This window comes from Streptomyces sp. NBC_01463, assembly GCA_036227345.1.
Taxonomy (GTDB): Bacteria; Actinomycetota; Actinomycetes; order Streptomycetales; family Streptomycetaceae; genus Streptomyces.
In genome coordinates, this window is record CP109468.1 from 3,240,062 (window position 1) to 3,256,824 (window position 16,763).

Below are 16,763 nucleotides of genomic sequence, written 5' to 3' on the forward strand. Positions count from 1 at the left end.
AATGCGTGGCACGCCGGCGTGGCCTCAAAGGAGACTGCACAGGTGAGCGACTCCTCCCCCTGCCCGTGCTGCGGGCACCGCGCGGGTGCGATGCCAGGATCGTACGCGATCTGCGCATCGCAGCGGGGCGCTGGACGATGCTTCGGATCTTGCGGCCACCTACGGCCGTGACCGGCCCGACGAACAGCGCCCCGCCTGATGAGGACGCTCGTACGGAAGTCGGCGTCCCGGTACCTGCGTACCCCAACGGCTGTCCGCAGAGCCGAGCCGGTGTGGAGGCGCTCGCCCGGTCGGATGCGTGCGCACGGCCGGGACGTGCAGCGCAGGCGCGGGTGGACGGCCCGCGTTTGGGTGACGGGGGCGGTTCTCGTTTCGCCCGTCGTCGACCTCATGGTCCGGACCTCGCTGAGTCGCTACGGTTGAGCCATGACCGCACTGCCCGACTGGATGCGCCCGCCTCGCGCGGAAGGCTGGTTCGCGGAGGACCTGGACCGCCTCCCGGAAGCACCGCGCCACACCGAGCTGATCGACGGAGCCCTCGTCTTCATGATGTCCCCGCAGCGGTGGTGGCACGGCCATCTCGTCACGATGCTCACCGTGGCTCTCATGGAGCAGGCGCCGGCCGACGTAAGGGTCGGACGGGAGATGACCATCAAACTCGATCAACGCAATCGGCCCGAGCCGGATCTGCTGGTGACGACGGCCGACTTCGACGGTGACCGCACCTGGTTCGCACCGGATGAAGTACGACTCGCCGTCGAGGTGGTTTCCCCCGAGTCCGCACACCGGGACCGCACGGTAAAGCTCCACAAATACGCAGAGGCCGGCATCCCGCACTACTGGCGCATCGAGGACGAGGACGGAGCACCCATCGTCCACGTCTACGAACTTGACGAGCCAACCGCCACCTATGTACCCGTTGGCATCTTCAGGGGCTCGCTCAACCGTCCGGTGCCCTTCGAGATCAACCTCGACCTGGAGAAGCTCGCTCCACCCCGCCACAGCTGAGTGAGCACCAAGTCAGCACGGAGATGCGGTGGGGGGCCGGACTTACCCAAGTCCGACCCCTCTGACCAGCATTCTTGACGAGCACTAGCTTGCAGTAGCCAACTCGCTACACGTTGAAGCGGAACTCCACCACGTCCCCGTCCTGCATGACGTAGTCCTTGCCCTCCATGCGCGCCTTGCCCTTGGCGCGGGCCTCGGCGACCGAGCCGGTTTCGACCAGGTCGTCGAAGGAGATGATCTCGGCCTTGATGAAGCCCTTCTGGAAGTCGGTGTGGATCACACCGGCCGCCTCCGGGGCCGTGGCGCCCTTCTTGATCGTCCAGGCGCGGGTCTCCTTGGGGCCTGCCGTGAGGTAGGTCTGGAGGCCCAGCGTGTCGAAGCCGACGCGGCCGAGGGTGGCGAGGCCGGGCTCTTCCTGGCCCATCGACTGGAGGAGTTCCAGCGCCTCGTCGTCGTCGAGCTCGATCAGCTCGGACTCGATCTTGGCGTTCAGGAAGATGGCCTCGGCGGGGGCGACCAGGGCGCGCTGCTCGTTCTTGAAGTCCTCGTCGACCAGCTCGTCCTCGTCGACGTTGAAGACGTAGAGGAAGGGCTTCGTCGTCAGGAGGTGGAGCTCGTGGAGCAGGCGGCCCTTCTCCGTGCCGGCCGTGATGCCCGCGTGGAAGAGGGTGTCGCCCGCCTCCAGGATCTTCTGGGCCTCCTCGACCGCCGCCAGGACGGCGGCCTTCTCCTTCTGGAGGCGGGCCTCCTTCGTGAGGCGGGGGACGGCCTTCTCGACGGACTGGAGGTCGGCGAGGATCAGCTCGGTGTTGATCGTCTCGATGTCGTCCTTGGGCGAGACCTTGCCGTCGACGTGGACGACGTTCTCGTCCTTGAAGGCGCGGATGACCTGGCAGATCGCGTCCGACTCACGGATGTTCGCCAGGAACTTGTTGCCCAGGCCCTCGCCCTCGCTGGCGCCGCGCACGATGCCCGCGATGTCGACGAAGTCGACCGTCGCCGGCAGCAGCTTCTGCGAGTCGAAGATCTTCGCGAGCGTGTTCAGGCGGGGGTCGGGGACGCCGACGACGCCGACGTTCGGCTCGATCGTGGCGAACGGGTAGTTGGCCGCCAGCACGTCGTTCTTGGTCAGGGCGTTGAACAGGGTCGACTTGCCGACATTCGGCAGACCGACGATTCCGATCGTGAGCGACACGGTGGCGACTTCCCTAGGGGGTGGACGGGCTCGAATGGACGTCGGGCCCGGGTGGGCCGATTCTCCAGTTTACGGGCGGGGGCGAGTGGGTCGTCACGGGTCCTGGTGGGGCGGGAGTGGGGAGGGGGCGGGGTGGGGGCGGGGTGCGCCCCGGGGCCGTGCGGAGGGGCGGGACGGGGTGCCGGGGCGGGCGGAGTCCGGTGCGGGTTCCGGGCGGAAATCGGTTCCCGTTGGGCCGTGTGGCATCGAACTCATCGCCAAGGTCACCCAAAGCGCGTGTCCCGCACCTGTTTCCTCCTGCCCGTCGACCTACGTTGTCCCGGTGGAGCAGCACAGGACACGTCCCCCGCAGCGCAGGCAGACCCGGCAGGCCCCGCTGTCCCCGCTCGGGACCGAGGGAGCCGAAGGCACCGTCGCCGAAGGCGCCACCGTCTATCGCGTGATGAGTACGCCGGCGAACCGGGCCCGCCCGGTGGCGCCCGCCGTGCTCGCCCTGCGGCGGCTGCCCAACCCCCGGCTGACCGGCATCGGTGCCGGGCTCTTCGCGGCCGCCGTCATGTTCGTGATCGCCTGTGCGGACTGGCTGCTGTTCGACGGCTCGTCCGCCGTGTTCGGGGTCCTGTTCCTGCCGGTCAGCGCGCTGACCGCGCTCTGGGTGCGGCCGGCCGACCTGGTCACCGCGCCGATCAGCGTGCCGATCGCCTTCGCCGTCGGCATCATCCCGATCGCCGGCGGCACGGGCGGCTTCGGCGGGCAGACCATGGCCGTCGTCACCGCGCTCGCCGTCCACGCCGGCTGGCTGTACGGCGGCACCCTCGTCGCCGGTCTCATCGCGACCGTACGGAAGGTCCGGCTGATGCGGGCCCGGCAGCGGCGGATGATGCAGGCCGCGCACACCGCCCGTCCCGCCGCACAGCCGTCCCCGGCTTCCCGGGCCGCCGGACGGGCACCCCGGCGGCCGTCCCAGCGCTAGGTGTTCCGAAAGTCCCGCCTGCCTGCCGGACCGGGCGTCGGGCCGGGGCCCTCGTCAGCGGCCCGCCGCCGCCATCGCCGCGCCCACGATGCCCGCGTTGTTCTGCAGCTCCGCGGGCACCATCTCGGCGCGCACGTGCTCGATGAGCGGCAGGAACTTGTCGGCCTTGCGGCTGACCCCGCCGCCGATGACGAACAGCTCGGGCGAGAACAGCATCTCCACGTGGGCCAGGTACTTCTGCACCCGGTGCGCCCAGTGGTGCCAGCTCAGGTCCTCGTCCTCCTTGGCCTTGGTGGAGGCGTGCTTCTCCGCGTCGTGGCCGTGGAGCTCCAGATGGCCGAGCTCGGTGTTGGGCACGAGCCTGCCGTCGATGAAGAGCGCGCTGCCGATCCCCGTACCGAAGGTCAGCATGATGACCGTGCCCTTGCGGCCCCGGCCCGCGCCGAACGTCATCTCCGCGATGCCGGCCGCGTCCGCGTCGTTCAGGACGGTGACGGGGAGGCCCAGCTTGTCGCTGAGCAGGGCACGGGCGTCCAGATCGACCCAGCCCTTGTCGACATTGGCCGCGGTGCGGGTGATACCGCCCGTGACGACGCCGGGGAACGTGATGCCCACCGGTCCCTGCCAGTCGAAGTGGCCGACCACCTCCGCCACGCATCCGGCCACGTCCTCGGGGGTGGCCGGATGCGGGGTGAGTACCTTGTGGCGCTCCTGCGCCAGGTCTCCGCGGTCCAGGTCCACGGGAGCGCCCTTGATCCCGGATCCGCCGATGTCCACGCCGAAGATCTCCATGTGATCCACGGTACGGGCACCCGGCGCCGCTCACTTCCTGGAACGGGAAACCCGCCGGGCCCGGCGGGGGCCGGTCGCGCCGGGTCCTATTCCGCGGAGAGTGCCGCCGCCTCCGCGCGCAGGTCGCGGCGGAGCTCCTTCGGCAGTGAGAACACGATGGACTCCTCGGCCGCCTTCACGATCTCGACGTCCTCGAAACCCCGCTCCGACAGCCAGGCCAGCACGCCGTCGACCAGGATCTCGGGCACGGAGGCGCCGGAGGTGACGCCGACCGTCGAGACGCCCTTCAGCCAGGCCTCCTCGATCTCGTCCGCGGAGTCGACGAGGTGGGAGTCGCCCGCACCCGCGCCGAGTGCGACCTCGACCAGGCGGACCGAGTTCGAGGAGTTCTTCGAGCCGACGACGATCACCAGGTCGGCGTCCGCGCCCATCTGCTTCACCGCGATCTGGCGGTTCTGCGTGGCGTAGCAGATGTCGTCGCTGGGCGGCGAGATCAGCAGCGGGAACTTCTCCTTGAGCGCTCCGACCGTCTCCATCGTCTCGTCGACCGACAGCGTGGTCTGGGAGAGCCAGACGACCCGGGAGGGGTCGCGGACCTCGACGTTGGCGACGTCCTCGGGGCCGTCGACCAGGGTGATGTGCTCGGGGGCCTCGCCGGAGGTGCCGATGACCTCCTCGTGGCCCTCGTGGCCGATGAGGAGGATGTCGAAGTCGTCCTGCGCGAAGCGGACGGCTTCCTTGTGGACCTTGGTGACGAGCGGGCAGGTGGCGTCGATGGTGGCGAGCTTCCGCTCGGCCGCCTCCTCGTGCACGGTCGGTGCGACGCCGTGCGCCGAGAACATCACGATCGAGCCCTCGGGGACCTCCGCCGTCTCCTCGACGAAGATCGCGCCCTTCTTCTCCAGGGTCTGTACGACGTACTTGTTGTGGACGATCTCGTGGCGAACGTAGACCGGGGAGCCGTACTGCTCCAGGGCCTTCTCCACGGCGATCACGGCACGGTCCACGCCCGCGCAGTAGCCACGGGGTGCGGCGAGCAGGACGCGTCGGGGTGTCGTAGCAGTCATGCGTCCCATCGTAAGGCCGTACCGAACAGGCGCGGGGCCGACGGGGTCGGGAGACTGATCAGGACGATCTTCACGCGCTCGACGACGCGACCGACGGAGGGCTCATGGCCGGCAGCGACAGCGATTCCGGCGGGGACACGGATTCCGGCAGCACCATCGCCCGTGCGGGGCTTCGGCGGACGCTCGGCTTCCGGGACCTGGTGGTCTACGGGCTGCTCTTCATCGCCCCGATGGCCCCCGTCGGTGTCTTCGGCACCCTGGACGCGAAGTCCGACGGCGCCGTGGCGCTCGTCTACGTCGCGGCGACCGTGGTGATGGCGTTCACCGCCTTCAGTTACGCCCAGATGGTGCGGGTCGCCCCACAGGCCGGCTCGGTGTTCGCGTACGCGCGCAAGGGGCTCGGGGAGGGGCCGGGGTTCATCGCCGGATGGATGGTGATGCTGGACTACCTGCTGATCCCGGCGGTCGCGTATCTCTTCTCCGGGATCGCGATGAACGCGCTGGTGCCGGAGGTGTCGCGGTGGGTGTGGACCGCGCTGGCGGTGGTCCTCACGACGCTGCTCAACCTCTGGGGCGTACGGGCCGCGGCCCGGGTCGGCTTCGCGGTGCTGGCCATGGAGATCGTGGTGCTGCTGGTGTTCCTGGTGTCCGCGGTGGTGGTGCTCACGCGGGACGGGGCGCAGCGCGGCTGGCTGACGCCGCTCACCGGGGATTCCGGGTTCTCCGCGACGGCGGTGCTGGGTGCGGTGTCCGTGGCGGTGCTGTCGTATCTGGGCTTCGACGCCATCGCCTCGTTCGCGGAGGAGGTGACGGGCGGTTCGGCGAAGGTGGCGCGGGCGGTGCTGTTCTGCCTGGTGCTGGCGGGGGTGCTGTTCGTGGCGCAGGCCTATCTGGCGGCGCTGCTGGAGCCGATGACGTCGGCGGAGCTGGCCGCCGATCCGGCGGCCCAGGGGTCGGCGTTCTACGACACGGTGGACTCCGCGGTCGGCACCTGGCTGCACGACCTGGTGGCGGTCAGCAAGGCGATCGGGGCGGCGTTCGCGGCGCTGGCCGGGCAGGCGGCCGCCGGGCGGCTGCTGTTCGCGATGGCCCGGGAGCGCCGGCTGCCCGCCCTGCTGTCGAAGATCGACCCGCGCTCGGGGGTGCCGCGGACCGCGATCCTGATCGCGGCGGTGATCACGCTGGTGGCGGCGGTGTGGGCGGCCCGGCGCGACGACGGTCTCGACCATCTGGTGTCGGTCGTGGACGTGGGGGCGCTGACCGCGTTCGTCCTGCTCCACGCGTCGGTGGTCGGCTGGTTCGTGGTGCGCCGGATGGAGGGGCCGCCGAACTGGTGGCGGCACGTCCTGATCCCGGTGGTCGGGGCCGCGGTGCTGATCGCGGTGATCGTGGAGGCGACGGGGAGCGCTCAGGTGGTGGGCGCGTGCTGGCTGGTGGTGGGGCTCGTGGTCCTGCTGGTGCAGCGCGGGCGCCGGGTGGCGGGGTGAGGGCGTGGCTGTCGCGGCGGGACCGGTCCGTTGTCGGCGCCGGCCGATACGCTCGCCCCTATGGCTCTACAGACTTCCCCGGAAGCTCCGCTGCCCGTCGGTGACGTGTCACGGCTGATCGGCGGCTGGATCGACCGGCTCGGCGCGGTCTGGGTCGAGGGGCAGATCACCCAGCTGTCGCGGCGGCCGGGGGCGGGGGTGGTGTTCCTGACGCTGCGCGATCCGTCGCACGACATCTCGGTGGGCGTGACCTGCTTCCGGCAGGTCTTCGACCGGATCGCGGACGTGGTGACCGAGGGGGCGCGGGTCGTCGTCCTCGCGAAGCCCGAGTGGTACGCGCCCCGCGGCCAGCTCTCGCTGCGGGCCACGGAGATACGGCCGGTCGGCATCGGCGAGCTGCTGGTCCGGCTGGAGCAGTTGAAGAAGTCCCTGGCCTCGGAGGGTCTCTTCGCCCTCGACCGCAAGAAGCCGCTGCCCTTCCTGCCCCAGCTCATCGGGCTGGTCTGCGGCCGCGCGTCGGCGGCCGAGCGCGATGTGCTGGAGAACGCGCGCCGACGCTGGCCCGCCGTCCGCTTCGAGGTGCGCAACACCGCGGTGCAGGGGGTGCACGCCGTGAACCAGGTGGTGCAGGCCGTCAAGGAGCTGGACGGACTCCCGGACGTCGACGTGATCGTCGTGGCGCGCGGCGGGGGCAGCGTGGAGGACCTGCTGCCGTTCTCGGACGAGGAGCTGATCCGTACGGTCGCGGCCTGCCGCACCCCCGTCGTCTCGGCGATCGGGCACGAGCCCGACTCCCCGCTGCTCGACCTGGTCGCCGACGTGCGGGCGTCCACTCCCACGGACGCGGCGAAGCGGATCGTGCCGGACGTGGGCGAGGAGCTGGACCGGGTGCAGCAGCTGCGGGACCGGGCGCTGCGGACGGTACGGGGACTGCTCGACCGGGAGGAGCGGGGGCTGGCGCACGCGCTGGGGCGGCCCTCCATGGAGCACCCGCAGCGGATGGTGGACGAGCGCGCCTCGGAGGTCGACGCGCTGATCGGGCGCGGCCGGCGGGTGCTGGGCCATCTGCTGGACCGCGCGGACTCGGAGCTCGCCCACACCCGCGCCCGGGTGGTCGCGCTGTCGCCCGCGGCGACGCTGGAGCGCGGTTACGCGGTGCTCCAGCGGGCGGACGGGCACGTGGTCCGGGACCCGGCCGACGCGGGCGCGCCGGGGGAAGCGCTGCGGGCCCGGGTGTCGGGCGGCGAGTTCGTGGTGCGGGTCGCCGAGTGAGCGGCCGGGAGTGACGGATATGCCTACGCATAAGGTGGATCACATGACGGACGACGGGACGGCTGCGGCCACGGGCACGCTCGGCTACGAGCAGGCGCGCGACGAGCTGATCGAGGTGGTGCGCCGGCTGGAGGCGGGCGGGACCTCGCTGGAGGACTCCCTCGCGCTGTGGGAGCGCGGCGAGGAGCTGGCCAAGGTGTGCCGGCACTGGCTGGAGGGCGCGCGGGCCCGTCTCGACGCGGCCCTCGCGGGGCCCGCCGACGCCGAGGAGAGCGCCGGGGGCGCGGACGCCGACGCGGGCTGAGTCCCGGCAGGGAACGGGGCGGGGCGCGGACACAGATACCGACACGGCGCCGCAGGGACAGAAGTGCGCGAAACGGCGCAAGACCTTCGCGTTGTGGAGTGGGTCACTCCCTCACCGTTTTAGTTGAAAGTTAACCTACCTCTCCCGTACCGTGGCGTGTGTTGCTTGATCCCCCGTGTACGTCCGGAAGGTAATACGCAAGATGTCCCTCGTTCTTGACCCCGCCGCCCAGGACCTCCTCTTCCGCGAGGCCCGCACCGCCAACACCTTCACCGACGAGCCGGTGACCGAGGAGCAGGTCCAGGCGATCTACGACCTGGTCAAGTACGGCCCCACCGCGTTCAACCAGTCGCCGCTGCGCGTCGTCCTGGTCCGCTCGGACGAGGCCCGCGCGCGCCTCGTCCCGCACATGGCCGAGGGCAACCGTCCGAAGACCTCGTCCGCCCCGCTGGTCGCGATCCTGGCCGCCGACAACGAGTTCCACGAGGAGCTCCCGTCCCTGCTGCCTCACTTCCCGCAGGCCAAGGACATGTTCTTCTCCGAGCGCCCGGTCCGCGAGTCGGCCGCCACCCTGAACGGCGCCCTGCAGGCCGCCTACTTCATCATCGGCGTCCGCGCCGCCGGCCTGGCCGCGGGCCCGATGACCGGCTACGACGCCGCGGGCATCGAGAAGGAGTTCCTCGACGGCGACCACAACGTGCTGATGGTCGTCAACATCGGCAAGCCGGGCGAGGACGCCTGGTTCCCCCGCTCGCCGCGTCTCGCGTTCGACGAGGTCGTCAAGACCGTCTGAGCCCCGCCGCCCCCTTCACCGGAGGCGTGCACGGCGTACGAGGAAGGCCCTGGAGCAACTGCTCCAGGGCCTTCCTCGTACGTGCGCCGGAAAGCGCGGCCGCGCCGCCGTCAGGACGTCTTGAGCGACGCCGCCATCTCCGCCAGCCGTGCCGTCGAGGCGGACCCGGTCACGACCGTGGTCGCGCCCTTCTCCTGGCGCACGAGGGCGTCGTACTTCGGCCCCTCCCAGTGCTGCCAGGTCTCCCCGGCCACCTGCTGCGTGCGCCCGGTGTCCTTCGCCTTCTGGCTGACGTCGGTGATGTACTTCTTCGCCGGGGACGTGGACTGCTCCACCGCGACGTACTTGCCGTCGGGGTCCAGGAAGCCCAGGTGCCAGCTGTCGCCCGCCTCGCGGTCATAACCGACCGAGGTGGGCTTCCAGTCCTGCGCCAGACCGCTCGGGGCGGCGACCGGGTACGGGGCCGCGCGTCGCGCGGTCAGGAGCTCGACCCGGTAGTCGACCGCCTTGACCGGGTCGGCCTTGTCGTCGTGCGGAACGAAGATGTAGACGACCCCCGCCACGGCGGCGATCACCGCCAACGACAGGAACATGTCCCGCACTGTCTGCTTGCCTCGCTTGCTTGCCACGGGTCCATCGTCGCATCAGCTCCGGCGGGACCGAATCGGGGGCATCCGCTCATTCGTGACCCGGTCTGCTCATTTTATCGACCTGACGATAGAGTCACACCACCCTCATCCGGTCGTCGTCGTACAGAAAGGTGCGCTCCGATGTCCGAGCATCATCTGCCGTCCCAGCTGGAGGTCTCCCCGGAGGCCCCCGACCGCAACCTCGCCCTGGAGCTCGTCCGGGTCACCGAGGCCGCCGCCATGGCCGCCGGGCGCTGGGTCGGCCGCGGGGACAAGATCGGCGCCGACGGCGCCGCCGTGAAGGCCATGCGGACCCTCGTCTCCACCGTGTCGATGAACGGCATCGTCGTCATCGGTGAGGGCGAGAAGGACGAAGCCCCCATGCTGTTCAACGGCGAGCGCGTCGGTGACGGCACCGGTCCCGAGGTCGACATCGCCGTCGACCCGATCGACGGCACGACCCTGAACGCCAAGGGCATGCCCAACGCGATCGCCGTGCTGGCCGCCGCCGACCGGGGCGCGATGTTCGACCCGTCCGCGGTCTTCTACATGGACAAGCTGGTCACCGGCCCCGAGGCCGCCGACTTCGTCGACATCAACGCCCCCGTCTCGGTGAACATCCGCCGGGTCGCGAAGGCGAAGAACTCCATGCCCGAGGATGTCACCGTCGTCATCCTCGACCGTCCGCGCCACGAGGGAATCGTCCGGGAGATCCGGGAGACCGGCGCCCGGATCAAGTTCATCTCCGACGGCGATGTCGCGGGCTCGATCATGGCGGCCCGCGAGGGCACCGGCGTCGACCTGCTGATGGGCATCGGCGGCACGCCCGAGGGCATCATCTCGGCCTGCGCCATAAAGTGCCTCGGCGGCGTCATCCAGGGCAAGCTCTGGCCGAAGGACGAAGCCGAACGGCAGCGCGCCCTGGACGCCGGGCACGACCTGGACCGGGTGCTGTCGACGGACGACCTGGTCAGCGGCGACAACGTGTTCTTCGTCGCGACGGGCATCACCGACGGCGAACTGATGCGCGGCGTGCGCTACCGCGCCGAGACGGCGACCACCGAGTCGATCGTCATGCGGTCCAAGTCGGGCACCATCCGCAAGATCGACTCCACCCACCGGCTGTCGAAGCTGCGCGCCTACAGCGCGATCGACTTCGACCGCGCGAAATGATCCCGCCGCGCGTGAGGTGACACGGGGCCCGCACCCGGGCCCCCGACGCACGAGGAGGCGCCCCCCATGTGCGGTGGGGGCGCCTCCTCGTGCTCAGGTCACGTCAACGGCGGGGGCACACCGACGTCGTGCGTCCGGCGGCCTCGTACGTCCGTCAGCCGGCCGCGGCGATGTGGCCGGTCGCACCGGACGCCTTGAGCTCCGCCTCGCGCCGCCTGCGGCGGGCGAGCGCCACACGGCGTTCGGCAGCGGTGAGGCCGCCCCACACTCCGTACGGCTCGGGCTGCATCAAGGCGTGTTCCCGGCATTCGACCATCACCGGACAGCGCGCGCAGACCCGCTTCGCGGACTCCTCACGCGACAGGCGGGCAGCCGTCGGCTCCTTCGACGGGGCGAAGAACAGCCCGGCTTCGTCCCGGCGGCACACCGCCTCCGAGTGCCAGGGACCGGTCTGGTCCTCCCGAGCGGGGGTCCGCTGGGGAGGAACGGCGGCGACCTGCAGGGGCTGATGCGGCAGATGCAGCACGATCTACTCCTGACGACGGCTTCGCGAGCGAGAGACGATGCAGCACTCCCTACCCGCTGTGCGCACGCCTATGCACTGAGTGGCACTCAGTTCCGGACCACGGAATTGCGGTCGAGCGCGCTTTCGGCCTGAATCCGTACCCACGCGCCACCCCATGGCCGGCATGAGTCACTCGTTGTCAGGCGGTCAAACCGTCTTGCCGTCGCGTCATCACACCGTCAGGCCGTCACGCCCCACTCAGTGGCCGAGGTGTTTGCGCAACCGGTCCTGCAGATCCGCAATGAACTTGCCGCGCTTGGGCTTTGCCTCGACGGAGCCGAACACCGAATATCCGTTGACGACGACCACGGGCGCTTCGGGATCGGCGGATTCCAGGGTGACGACTTCGAAATTGCCGAAGATTCCCGTTCCGCTGCCGCGCAGCGAGATGTTCTCGGGGACCCTGATCTCCACACTTCCGAAGACGGACGTCGCGTTGATCACGGTGAGCCGTTGGCCGAAAAGAGCTTCGGTCAGGTCGATTTCCACACTGCCGAACAGCGAGAAGGCGTTCGTGCGTCCGCCGACCCGCCAGCGCCCCTTGCGGCTGGAACTGCTGAAGATCGCCACCAGGTTGTCGGCGGGGCCCGTCGGGCTCGCGGGGCTGTGGGCGTACGAGGCGCCGACCGCCCTGGGCGTTCCACCCGGCGTCGGCAGGTCCCGTACCAGCGGTTCCAGCTCACCGACGGTCTTGGCGCGGTACACGGAGTCGACCCGCTCGGCGTGCTCGTCGGCGGTCAGCCGGCCCTCGGCCATCGCCTCCCGCAGGATGTCCGCGATCCGGTCACGGTCCGCGTCGGAGGCGCGGATGACGTCGGGTTCCGCCGGCGCGGTGGGCTGCTGGGGGTGCTTTTCGAGGTCCACCGGCCCAGCGTACCCAAACGCGATAGATCGCGACTAGGGGGCGGCGGGCGCGGCGGACACCGATCGCGGGACGCGGCCGGCCCCGGACGGCGGCCCGGACGACAGCCCGGAGCGGCCGCCGTCCGGTGAGCCCTACCTCACAAGCCCGCCGCCCCCGCGGGGTCCTACCCTGGTGGGTGCGCTGCCCAAGGGAGGTCAGCCGCTGTCTGCCGAGTGAGGAATGGCCGTAATGCCAGAGTTTGCGTACTCCGATCTGCTCCCCCTGGGAGAGGACACCACGCCGTACCGCCTGGTCACCGCCGAGGGTGTGTCCACCTTCGAGGCCGACGGACGGACGTTCCTCAAGGTCGAGCCGGAGGCGCTGCGCACCCTGGCCGCCGAGGCCATGCACGACATCTCGCACTACCTGCGGCCCGCGCACCTCGCGCAGCTGCGGCGCATCGTGGACGACCCCGAGGCCTCGTCCAACGACAAGTTCGTCGCGCTCGACCTGCTGAAGAACGCGAACATCGCCGCCGCGGGTGTCCTGCCGATGTGCCAGGACACCGGCACCGCGATCGTCATGGGCAAGCGCGGGCAGAACGTGCTGACCGAGGGCGGTGACGAGGAGGCCCTGTCGCACGGCATCTTCGACGCGTACACCAAGCTCAACCTGCGCTACTCGCAGATGGCCCCGCTGAACATGTGGGACGAGAAGAACACCGGCTCCAACCTCCCGGCCCAGATCGAGCTGTACGCGACCGACGGCGGCGCGTACAAGTTCCTCTTCATGGCCAAGGGCGGCGGCTCGGCCAACAAGTCGTTCCTGTTCCAGGAGACCAAGGCGGTCCTCAACGAGGCCTCCATGATGAAGTTCCTGGAGCAGAAGATCCGCTCCCTGGGCACGGCCGCCTGCCCGCCGTACCACCTGGCGATCGTCGTCGGCGGTACGTCCGCCGAGTTCGCGCTGAAGACCGCGAAGTACGCATCCGCGCACTACCTGGACGAGCTGCCCGCCGAGGGTTCGCCCACCGGGCACGGGTTCCGCGACAAGGAGCTGGAGCAGAAGGTCTTCGAGCTGACGCAGAAGATCGGCATCGGCGCGCAGTTCGGCGGCAAGTACTTCTGCCACGACGTGCGCGTCGTCCGCCTGCCGCGCCACGGCGCCTCCCTCCCCGTCGCCATCGCCGTGTCCTGCTCGGCCGACCGTCAGGCCACCGCGAAGATCACCGCCGAGGGCGTCTTCCTGGAGCAGCTGGAGAAGGACCCGGCCCGCTTCCTCCCCGACACCACCGACGAGCACCTCGACGAGGCGGGTGACGTCGTGCGGATCGACCTCAACCGGCCGATGGACGACATCCTCGCCGAGCTGACCAAGTACCCGGTCAAGACCCGGCTCTCGCTGACCGGCCCGCTGGTCGTGGCGCGCGACATCGCGCACGCCAAGATCAAGGAGCGGCTGGACGCGGGCGAGGAGATGCCGCAGTACCTGAAGGACCACCCGGTGTACTACGCCGGACCGGCCAAGACGCCCGAGGGCTACGCCTCCGGTTCCTTCGGCCCGACGACGGCCGGCCGGATGGACAGCTACGTCGCGCAGTTCCAGGCTGCGGGCGGCTCCAAGGTGATGCTGGCGAAGGGCAACCGGTCCCAGCAGGTCACCGACGCGTGCGACGCGCACGGCGGCTTCTACCTCGGCTCGATCGGCGGCCCGGCGGCCCGGCTGGCCCAGGACTGCATCAAGAAGGTCGAGGTCGTCGAGTACGAGGAGCTCGGCATGGAAGCGGTCTGGCGGATCGAGGTCGAGGACTTCCCGGCGTTCGTCGTCGTCGACGACAAGGGCAACGACTTCTTCACCGAGCCGGCCCCCGCACCGACGTTCACCAGCATCCCGGTGCGCGGCCCCGGCCTCGCCTGACCTGAGCACCTGCGGCTGAGGGGCGTACCGGCAGCGGCCGGTACGCCCCTCAGCCGTCGAGCAGTCCCGACGTCGCGACCAGATAGCCGAGTTGGGCACGGCTGGTGCTGCCCAGTTGCTCGGAGACCTTCCGCATGTGCTCGGCGACGCTGCGGCGGCTCATCCCGATCCGCCGGGCGATCGAGGCGTCCGTCTCGCCGTTGACCACCGCGAGCAGGATGGCGCGCTGCAGGTCGGACGTGATGACGGGGGTGCGCAGCGGTGCCCGCTCGGGCCGGACCGGCACCGCACGGGCCCACGCCTCGTCGAAGGCGCGGGCCAGGAAGCGGACCAGCGACGGGTGCTGGATGCGCAGGGCCTGCTGCGGCTCGTCGGAGAAGGGGACGAAGGCGAGGTCCCCGTCGAAGACCATGACCCGGTCGGTCACCTCGGCGAGCGTCCTGATCTCCGCCCCCTCGGTGCTCACCTGCTCGATGTACGAGAGGGTGGCGCGGTCGGAGCGGACGGTGTGCTGGTAGATCGTCCGCTGCCGGACGCCCCGCCGCAGGTTGCCCAGGTCCCGGGTCAGGGCCTCCTCCAGCACATCTGCGGGACGGCTGCCCCCGGGGTGGGCGGTGCGGACCTCCTGGCGGCAGCCGCCCACGGCCGCGTCCAGTGCCTTGCTGATGACGGCCGCGCCGGAGAGCCGGGTGAGGGCCGGCTGCTGTGTCCGGTGCACCTCCGCGTACAGCGCCTCGAAGACGGAGAGCGAGGCGCGGGTGGCGCGCAGCGTGCGCCGGTGATCCAGGATGGCCTCCTGGAGCGGGGCGAGCGCGGCGTACGACGCCGTCTCCGGCGGCACGGGCATCATGAATCCCGGTGATCCGCGGTCCGCGACCATCAGCTGGAGCGCCCGCAGACAGCCGGTCACCTCGTCCTGCGGAAGGCTTCCCGCCACGAGCGCGCGCCGGTAGGTCGCGAGCGCCGCCTCGCACGGCCGCTCCGGCGCGGGCCGGTCCCGTGCGGAGCCGCCCGACGACGATTCGCGGCAATCACATGCCGGTGTGCTGGAATGATCGTCCTTCACAAGTATGCAGATTACCTTTGTGCATACGGGACGACGGCGGAGAGCGGCACCACCTCGACGACCATGAGGAGGTGACACCCGGCACCGAGCACTCCGTCAGCCGGCCTACCGGCGAATCCGTCAACTCCCCGCGCGGGGAGCGGCGTTATCGATTCCTCGTGACCGGTTATGCCATCTCCTCGTACGGCACGTTCCTCAATATGGTGGCGCTCAATCTGTTCGTCTACGAGACGACGGGGCGGGCTCTCGCCATGGGGCTGTTCATGGCCGTCCGGCTGGGTTCCGGATTTGCCGCCGGGCTGGCCGCGGGTGGTCTGCTCGCCCGTTTCACCGCGAAAAGCGTGATGCTCTGGACGAATATCGCGCAGGCGGCGGTGATGCTGCTGCTGGTCTTCGCGCCGGACGGGCTGCGCACGGCGGCGCTGGTCGCCGTGTCGGTGGTGGTCGGGTTCTGCGGGACGCTGTTCATGGTGTCGCTGCGCAGTTCCATTCCCGAGATGGTGGGCGAGGACCGGCGCTCCTGGGCGAACTCGCTGTCGATCACCGGGCGTTCGCTCGCCATGGTGGCCGGCTTCGCCTCGGCGGGTGTCGTCGTCTCGCTCGTCGGGTACACCGCCGCGTTCGTGGTGGACATGGCGACGTTCGCGGTCTGCGCGGTGACGGTGGGACTGCTGCCGATCGCGGGCGGCGGCCGCGGCAAGCCGGCGCGGGCGGACGCCGAGGCCGGCGCAGAAGCGGAACCGGAAGCCGAAGCGGAGGCGGAACCCGGCTCGCCCCGGCCGGCCCGGCGGCGGATGCCCGTCGCGCTCGTCGCCCTGGCCGCCGCACCCGGCCTCGGGCTGATGGTGGCGCTGCGCGGGGTGGACGCCCTCGGCTCGTCCTCGCACAACGCCGCGCTGCCCGTCTACTCCAGCGAGCTCGACTCCTCGCACCCCGCCGTGTTCGTCAGCGCGTTCTGGTGCCTGTGGGCGCTCGGCAACATCGTGGCGCAGCAGTTGATCCAGCGGTACGGGCGGCGCACCGGACGTACCGTCGGCGCACTGGGCTTCGGCTACGGCACGTGTCTGATGTCGGGGGCGTTCATCCTGGCGTTCGCGGGGTTCCCGCTGGTGGCCACGGCGGTGATCGCCCTGGTCGCCGGGGCCGCCGACGGGCTGACGGAGGTGTCGTACACCTCGCATCTGCAGACCTTGCCGGCCGGGCTGCGGGCCCACGCCTTCGGGCTGTCCGCGACGGTGGAGAACCTGGGCTTCGGCGCCGGGATGATCACCGTCGCTGCGGCGCTCGACCGGTTCAGCCCGCTGACGGTCGTCGGCTGGTCCCACGGTGTCGCCCTGCTGGTCGCGGTGGTGTTCCTGATCCGGGTGACGGGGCTGCGCAGGACGGCGCCGGGCCCGACGGTGCCATGAGGGCGGCCGGGCCGTCCGCGTACGACGGAATTCAGCCAATCTCGCGGCATGCGGTCCGACAGCGCCCGCCACGCTCCCGGAACCGGATCGTGCGACCGGCCGGGTCCGTACCGGTCCGGGAGCGGGCCGGTGCCGCCCGGGACCTGCGGGCCGGGCCGCACTCCACCGCGCCGGTCAGGACGCTCCCACCCGCGCACACCGCAGCCGCACCACCGCTTTCGCGCAGGGGGCCGTCCGTCCGGCTTGCGGGACACCGGGCCGATGCGGTG

16 protein-coding genes are annotated in these 16,763 nt (G+C 70.6%); 9 read left to right on the top strand and 7 right to left on the bottom strand.

Annotated features, from left to right (window positions below; genetic code table 11):
- The first annotated feature begins 426 nt into the window (after positions 1–426).
- Positions 427–1,008, top strand: a complete 582-nt coding sequence (locus OG521_14090; protein ID WUW21853.1) for a Uma2 family endonuclease — start codon at positions 427–429, stop codon at positions 1,006–1,008.
- Between the two features lie 106 nt (positions 1,009–1,114).
- Here OG521_14090 and ychF read toward each other — a convergent pair whose 3' ends face one another.
- A complete protein-coding gene (gene ychF / locus OG521_14095) occupies positions 1,115–2,203 on the bottom strand; it encodes a redox-regulated ATPase YchF (protein ID WUW21854.1) in 1,089 nt (362 codons plus the stop codon).
- A gap of 442 nt (positions 2,204–2,645) precedes the next feature.
- On the opposite strand from ychF, the gene OG521_14100 reads away from it, so the two are divergent.
- A complete protein-coding gene (locus tag OG521_14100; protein ID WUW26682.1) occupies positions 2,646–3,176 on the top strand; it encodes a hypothetical protein in 531 nt (176 codons plus the stop codon).
- A gap of 54 nt (positions 3,177–3,230) precedes the next feature.
- On the opposite strand, the gene OG521_14105 is transcribed toward OG521_14100, so the two are convergent.
- Both OG521_14105 and OG521_14110 read right to left on the bottom strand, forming a co-directional pair.
- Positions 3,231–3,968: an ROK family protein gene (locus tag OG521_14105; protein WUW21855.1), complete on the bottom strand. Its 738-nt coding sequence runs from the start codon at positions 3,966–3,968 to the stop codon at positions 3,231–3,233.
- Between the two features lie 86 nt (positions 3,969–4,054).
- A complete protein-coding gene (locus OG521_14110; GenBank protein ID WUW21856.1) occupies positions 4,055–5,044 on the bottom strand; it encodes a 4-hydroxy-3-methylbut-2-enyl diphosphate reductase in 990 nt (329 codons plus the stop codon).
- A gap of 95 nt (positions 5,045–5,139) precedes the next feature.
- Here OG521_14110 and OG521_14115 point away from each other — a divergent pair, with 95 nt between their 5' ends.
- The 4 genes from OG521_14115 (at position 5,140) to OG521_14130 (ending at position 8,891) form a co-directional block, all read left to right on the top strand.
- Complete coding sequence (locus OG521_14115) at positions 5,140–6,522, top strand: APC family permease (GenBank protein ID WUW21857.1); 1,383 nt, start codon at positions 5,140–5,142, stop codon at positions 6,520–6,522.
- A 60-nt stretch (positions 6,523–6,582) separates the two neighbouring features.
- Positions 6,583–7,794: an exodeoxyribonuclease VII large subunit gene (xseA, locus tag OG521_14120; protein ID WUW21858.1), complete on the top strand. Its 1,212-nt coding sequence runs from the start codon at positions 6,583–6,585 to the stop codon at positions 7,792–7,794.
- A gap of 43 nt (positions 7,795–7,837) precedes the next feature.
- The gene (locus tag OG521_14125) at positions 7,838–8,098 is read left to right on the top strand and encodes an exodeoxyribonuclease VII small subunit (GenBank protein ID WUW21859.1); all 261 of its coding nucleotides are present in this window, start codon (positions 7,838–7,840) and stop codon (positions 8,096–8,098) included.
- A gap of 202 nt (positions 8,099–8,300) precedes the next feature.
- Positions 8,301–8,891, top strand: a complete 591-nt coding sequence (locus tag OG521_14130) for a malonic semialdehyde reductase (protein WUW21860.1) — start codon at positions 8,301–8,303, stop codon at positions 8,889–8,891.
- 110 nt (positions 8,892–9,001) lie between these two features.
- On the opposite strand, the gene OG521_14135 is transcribed toward OG521_14130, so the two are convergent.
- On the bottom strand, positions 9,002–9,520 hold the full coding sequence (locus OG521_14135) for a DUF4245 domain-containing protein (GenBank protein WUW21861.1): 519 nt from the start codon (positions 9,518–9,520) through the stop codon (positions 9,002–9,004).
- Positions 9,521–9,661: 141 nt separating this feature from the next.
- On the opposite strand from OG521_14135, the gene glpX reads away from it, so the two are divergent.
- The gene (gene glpX, locus OG521_14140) at positions 9,662–10,693 is read left to right on the top strand and encodes a class II fructose-bisphosphatase (protein WUW21862.1); all 1,032 of its coding nucleotides are present in this window, start codon (positions 9,662–9,664) and stop codon (positions 10,691–10,693) included.
- A 154-nt stretch (positions 10,694–10,847) separates the two neighbouring features.
- Here the strand turns inward: glpX and OG521_14145 are convergent, their stop codons facing one another.
- Positions 10,848–11,219 (bottom strand): WhiB family transcriptional regulator, encoded by a 372-nt coding sequence (locus OG521_14145; protein WUW21863.1) that lies wholly within the window; start codon positions 11,217–11,219, stop codon positions 10,848–10,850.
- Positions 11,220–11,456: 237 nt separating this feature from the next.
- Positions 11,457–12,122: a DUF1707 domain-containing protein gene (locus tag OG521_14150; protein WUW21864.1), complete on the bottom strand. Its 666-nt coding sequence runs from the start codon at positions 12,120–12,122 to the stop codon at positions 11,457–11,459.
- 229 nt (positions 12,123–12,351) lie between these two features.
- On the opposite strand from OG521_14150, the gene OG521_14155 reads away from it, so the two are divergent.
- Entirely contained in the window at positions 12,352–14,019 is a 1,668-nt protein-coding gene (locus tag OG521_14155) for a fumarate hydratase (GenBank protein WUW21865.1), read from the top strand.
- Between the two features lie 49 nt (positions 14,020–14,068).
- Here OG521_14155 and OG521_14160 read toward each other — a convergent pair whose 3' ends face one another.
- Positions 14,069–15,085, bottom strand: a complete 1,017-nt coding sequence (locus OG521_14160) for a LuxR C-terminal-related transcriptional regulator (GenBank protein ID WUW21866.1) — start codon at positions 15,083–15,085, stop codon at positions 14,069–14,071.
- A 71-nt stretch (positions 15,086–15,156) separates the two neighbouring features.
- On the opposite strand from OG521_14160, the gene OG521_14165 reads away from it, so the two are divergent.
- Positions 15,157–16,494 carry an MFS transporter gene (locus tag OG521_14165; GenBank protein ID WUW21867.1) on the top strand — a complete coding sequence of 446 codons (1,338 nt, stop codon included), beginning with the start codon at positions 15,157–15,159 and terminating at the stop codon, positions 16,492–16,494.
- Positions 16,495–16,763: the final 269 nt, after the last annotated feature.

Bases quoted from the DNA above. Each gene is read 5' to 3' on its own strand.
- OG521_14110 (WUW21856.1), bottom strand. From the start codon at position 5,044: ATGGGACGCATGACTGCTACGACACCCCGACGCGTCCTGCTCGCCGCA.
- OG521_14090 (WUW21853.1), top strand. From the start codon at position 427: ATGACCGCACTGCCCGACTGGATGCGCCCGCCTCGCGCGGAAGGCTGG.
- glpX (WUW21862.1), top strand. From the start codon at position 9,662: ATGTCCGAGCATCATCTGCCGTCCCAGCTGGAGGTCTCCCCGGAGGCC.
- OG521_14130 (WUW21860.1), top strand. From the start codon at position 8,301: ATGTCCCTCGTTCTTGACCCCGCCGCCCAGGACCTCCTCTTCCGCGAG.
- xseA (WUW21858.1), top strand. From the start codon at position 6,583: ATGGCTCTACAGACTTCCCCGGAAGCTCCGCTGCCCGTCGGTGACGTG.
- OG521_14125 (WUW21859.1), top strand. From the start codon at position 7,838: ATGACGGACGACGGGACGGCTGCGGCCACGGGCACGCTCGGCTACGAG.
- OG521_14155 (WUW21865.1), top strand. From the start codon at position 12,352: ATGCCAGAGTTTGCGTACTCCGATCTGCTCCCCCTGGGAGAGGACACC.
- OG521_14100 (WUW26682.1), top strand. From the start codon at position 2,646: ATGAGTACGCCGGCGAACCGGGCCCGCCCGGTGGCGCCCGCCGTGCTC.
- OG521_14115 (WUW21857.1), top strand. From the start codon at position 5,140: ATGGCCGGCAGCGACAGCGATTCCGGCGGGGACACGGATTCCGGCAGC.
- OG521_14105 (WUW21855.1), bottom strand. From the start codon at position 3,968: ATGGAGATCTTCGGCGTGGACATCGGCGGATCCGGGATCAAGGGCGCT.